The organism is Gordonibacter pamelaeae 7-10-1-b (genome assembly GCF_000210055.1).
Taxonomy (GTDB): Bacteria; Actinomycetota; Coriobacteriia; order Coriobacteriales; family Eggerthellaceae; genus Gordonibacter; species Gordonibacter pamelaeae.
In genome coordinates, this window is record NC_021021.1 from 207,169 (window position 1) to 211,408 (window position 4,240).

The 4,240-nt window shown below is 67.5% G+C and carries 3 protein-coding genes; 1 reads left to right on the forward strand and 2 read right to left on the reverse strand.

What is annotated here, in order from left to right:
- Nucleotides 1–1,305 (reverse strand): SpaH/EbpB family LPXTG-anchored major pilin (locus GPA_RS00935; RefSeq protein WP_041238716.1); only part of this gene is annotated, 1,305 nt, incomplete at its 3' end.
- 388 nt (nucleotides 1,306–1,693) lie between these two features.
- Nucleotides 1,694–3,178 (reverse strand): aldehyde dehydrogenase family protein, encoded by a 1,485-nt coding sequence (locus GPA_RS00940; RefSeq protein ID WP_015538684.1) that lies wholly within the window; start codon nucleotides 3,176–3,178, stop codon nucleotides 1,694–1,696.
- Between the two features lie 334 nt (nucleotides 3,179–3,512).
- Between GPA_RS00940 and dapF the strand changes: the two genes are divergently transcribed.
- A partial coding sequence (gene dapF / locus GPA_RS00945) for a diaminopimelate epimerase (RefSeq protein WP_041238718.1) occupies nucleotides 3,513–4,240 on the forward strand: 728 nt, incomplete at its 3' end.

Consider the following 4,240-nt stretch of genomic DNA (forward strand, 5'->3'; position numbering starts at 1 on the left):
CAAACCGGAGAACACCGCCGTGCCGTCGGCCAGGCTCGACGTCGCCGTAAGGTCCGCCGACGTCGACCCGTTCTTGATGAACGTGCCCGCGACAGCGTCGGCGTAGGAGGCGGCCAGCTTGAACGTGGCCGAGTCGGACGTGACGGGATTGCCGTCGGCGTCCACCTTCGTCAGTTTGAAGCCCATGGTGGTGACGGCCGGGGTGACGCTCTCCTTGCCGTCGATCATCACCGTGCCGTCCGAGTCGCTGACGGTGGCGACGGCGGTGTTCGCGATGGAAGGTTGCCCTGTGGCGTCGATGCCGCCGTTGTAGGCGTTGTCGTTCACCGTCGCCGTGATCCCCAGGAGCACTTTCACGACCTGCCCGTCCACATTGGAGGCGTTCGTGCTGTTGATACCCTCGATAGCCTTCGCGATTTCCGGTCCGAACGTCCACGTGACCAGCCCATCGGAGGCCGAGGTGTCGCTGAAGACGATATCGCCCGCATTGAGCGCGGTCGTGTCGCCTCCCTTGGAGAGCGCGGTCACGGTGAAAGAGGGGTTGACGGTGAGGACGGGCTGCCCCGCCGCATTGAGCGGCAGGCGGTCGACCACCGTGGCCTTCATGGCGGCCGCGTCGCTCGCATGCACCTTGCCCGCCTCGGGTACCATGAACGCTATCTGGTACTCGAGCTTCTCACCGGGGGCGGTGACGTCGGGTGCGCCGATGGCGGTCTTCTCGACTTCCTCGCGGCTCACGTTCTTCGGATAGACGTGCACGTCCTTGGCGTAGGACGTGGATCCGCCCATCGCCTGGCGCGCGTACGGCACCGTCACGATGGAGGGAACGGCCGGGTCCACGTTCGCCCCGCCCGCGTCCGTCTCCACGAGCAGGTAGTAGCCGAACGCCAGGCTGGCCCAAGTGGCCGTGCCGTCGGGGTCCGTCGTCTGCACGTTGGGGGCGAACCCGTTATCGCGGTAGGTCGCCAAGAACGCCGCGACGTCGTCGGCCGTCGGAGCGCCGGCCGGGGCGGCCGTCCCAGCCACGGCGCCTTCCACCTTGGCGTTGTCCAGCCGGTAGAGGGTGAAGCTCACGCCCTCGAGCGGCTGGGCGCCCACGGGAAGCCCCTGGCCGTCCTCGCCCGTGCCCGGCGTGCTGGATGCCGACTGGGTCTTGTATTTGTGAACCGTGATCGAGGCGCTGCCGTCGTCGGCCAAGCCGCCCGCGTCGAGGGCGAGCGCCGGAACCGCTCCCATAGGAGCCATCAGCGCGAGGGCGACGAGGGCCGCGAGCGCGCCCGACAGCCTTTTGAGCATGGATGCCATGTACGTACCTTTCTCTCTATTCCGTCGTAGCCCCGCCGGATGAGTGTGTGCGGGCTTGCTTGGCGCGCATGGTCCAGGCCGGGGATATCCGCCGCTGCACGAGGTGGCGCAGGGCTCGACCGGCGTTTCGCCGGTTGCGATGCAGCAACCATACTGCGGAAACGCCGAGCGCCGCGCACTCCGTTGCCGAACGTTTGAGGTTCCGACACCGGGCGATTGCCCAACGCGAATCCCGGCTCGAAAGCGCCTCGTCGGATCTGGAGGCCGCGCTGGCAAGAGGACCTGCGAGGGGGGGGCTCGCGTCGCCGCGCGGAGTGGAAGGGGAGAAAAGAAAAAGCGAGCGGCATCGCTGCCGCCCGCTTCGCCAATCCGAGTTGTCAGTCCGCCGCTACTTCTCGGGATAGAAGCCGCTCGGCTCCTCGCCGAGGTTGATCATGATGTTCTTCGTCTGGGTGTAGTGCTCGAGCATGATCTTGTGCGTCTCGCGGCCGATGCCGGACTCCTTGTAGCCGCCGAACGGCGCGCCCGAGGGGATCTGGTTGTAGGTGTTCACCCACATGCGGCCGGTGCGCACGCCTTGCGCCACGCGGAACGCGCGGTTGATGTCGCGGGTCCACACGGCGCCGCCCAGGCCGTAGACCGAGTCGTTGGCCATATCGATGACCTCCTGCTCGTCCTTGAACTTGATGACCACGGCCACGGGCCCGAAGATCTCCTCCTGCGCCACGCGGCACGAGTTGCTCGGCACCTCGATGAGCGTCGGCTTGAGGAACGCGCCGCGGGCCAGGTCGCCCTCGGTGGCGCGCTCGCCGCCGCAGAGGACGCGGCCGCCCTCCTGCTTGGCGATCTCCACGTACTCGAGGATCTTGTTCATCTGGCCTTGGTCGATCTGGCTGCCCATCTGGGTGTCGTCCTCCCACGGCATGCCGATCTTCACGTTGCCGAACGCGCGGCAGGCGTCCTCGACGAACTTGTCGTAGATGTCCTCGTGCACGAAGATGCGGCTGCCGGCGCAGCACACCTGGCCCTGGTTGAACAATATGCCCAGCTGGATGCCGTCCAGCATCATGTCCCACTTGCAGTCGGGGAAGATGATGTTCGCGGACTTGCCGCCCAGCTCCAGCGTAGCCGGGATGAGGCGCTCGGCCGCCGCGCGGGCCACGTCGCGGCCCACCTCGGTCGATCCGGTGAACGCGAGCTTGCTGATCTTGGGGTTGTCGAGGATGTACTGGCCCGACTTGCTGCCGCGGCCCGTGACCACGTTGAACACGCCGGCCGGGATGACGTCCTGGGTGAGCTTGGCCAGCTCCAGCACTGTGAGCGAGGTGGTGGACGAGGGCTTGAACACGGTGCAGTCGCCGGCGGCCAGCACCGGGGCCAGCTTCCAGGCGGCCATGAGGAACGGGAAGTTCCACGGCACGATCTGCCCCACCACGCCGATGGGCTCGTGCAGCACGAGCGACATCATGTTGCCGGGCAGCATATCGGCCTCGCCCGTGTCGGCCAGAAGCACGCCGGCGAAGTAGCGGAAGTGGTCGACGGAGTACGCCACGTCGATGGCGCGCGTCTCGCGGATGGGCTTGCCGTTGTCGAGCGACTCGAGCAGCGCCAGCTTCTCGGCGTTGGCCTCGATGATGTCGGCAACCTTGTTCAGGATGATGGCGCGTTCGGCCTTGTCGGTCTTGCCCCAGGTCTCGAACGCCTTCCACGCCGCATCGACCGCGCGGTCGACGTCTTCTTTGGTGGCGTCGGCGATGGTGGACAGCTGCTCGCCGTTGGCCGGGCAGAACACGTCGAGCGTGCCCCCGTCCGACGCGTCGACCCACTGGCCGTCGATGTAGAGCTGGTAGGATTTCTGTGCGGGGTTCTCCATTGCGCGCATCCTTTCGTCCGGCGGCGTCGCGCCGCCCTTCCCAACCGGGCGATCTCGAAGGATCGCCGAGCCCAGCATAGCGTGCTGCCCGCACGCGTGTCAGTCGGCGTTTTGTGGAAAGCCGTCAACGGTCGGGAAACGCTGCCGATCAGGTAGCATATCTGGGCGAAAAGCCGGGAAACAGGGGCGGGCAGGCGGAACCGGATGGCTGGCAGGCGGAGCATGCAGAATCGCCGATATGCGGGGCAGCGTAAACATCGCGTTAAATCCAGGCGCGTACGCGGCGATCCGGGGCTACCATGGCGGGAACGGCCCGGGATCGGAAGGAGCGCGCATGCGGCAGGGGCTCGAGTTCGTCAAGATGCACGGCCTGGGGAACGACTTCGTCATGATCGACGGGCTCGCGCGGGACGTCGAGCTCGCGTCCGGGGAGGTGGAACGCCTCTGCGACCGCCATTTCGGCATCGGCGCCGACGGCGTGATCGTGGTGCGGCCGTCCGCGCGTCCCGAATGCGCGGCCTACATGCACTACGTCAACGCCGACGGCACGCTCGCGCAGATGTGCGGCAACGGGGTGCGCTGCTTCGCGAAGTTCCTGGTCGATCGGGGGTATGTGCCCGCAGAGGACCGAAGGCTGACAGCCGACACGCTGGCCGGGCCCCGGCCCATCACGTTTACGGTGGACGGCACGGGGAAGATGACGCGCGCGACCGTGGACATGGGACGCCCCGTGCTCGACCCGGCGCAGGTGCCGGTGAGCGCCGAGCCCGACGCGACCGCCTCCTTCGGCGATCCGTACGCAGGCGCGCTCGAGCTGGATTCGCCGTGGGGCGCGTTCGCGTTCTGCTGCGTGTCCATGGGCAACCCGCACGCGGTGTGCTTCCTGGACGGGACCGGCCTCGACGAGTTTGACGTGGACGCGGTCGGGGCGTTCTTCGAGTCGCATCCCGCCTTCCCCGAGAAGACCAACGTGGAGTTCGCCGTCGTGAGCCCGCATGGCATCGCGATGCGCGTGTTCGAGCGCGGCTGCGGCGAGACGCTGGCCTGCGGGACGGGCGCGTG

Excerpts from the sequence above, each read along its gene's own strand:
- GPA_RS00940 (WP_015538684.1), bottom strand. The coding sequence starts at position 3,178 with ATGGAGAACCCCGCACAGAAATCCTACCAGCTCTACATCGACGGCCAG.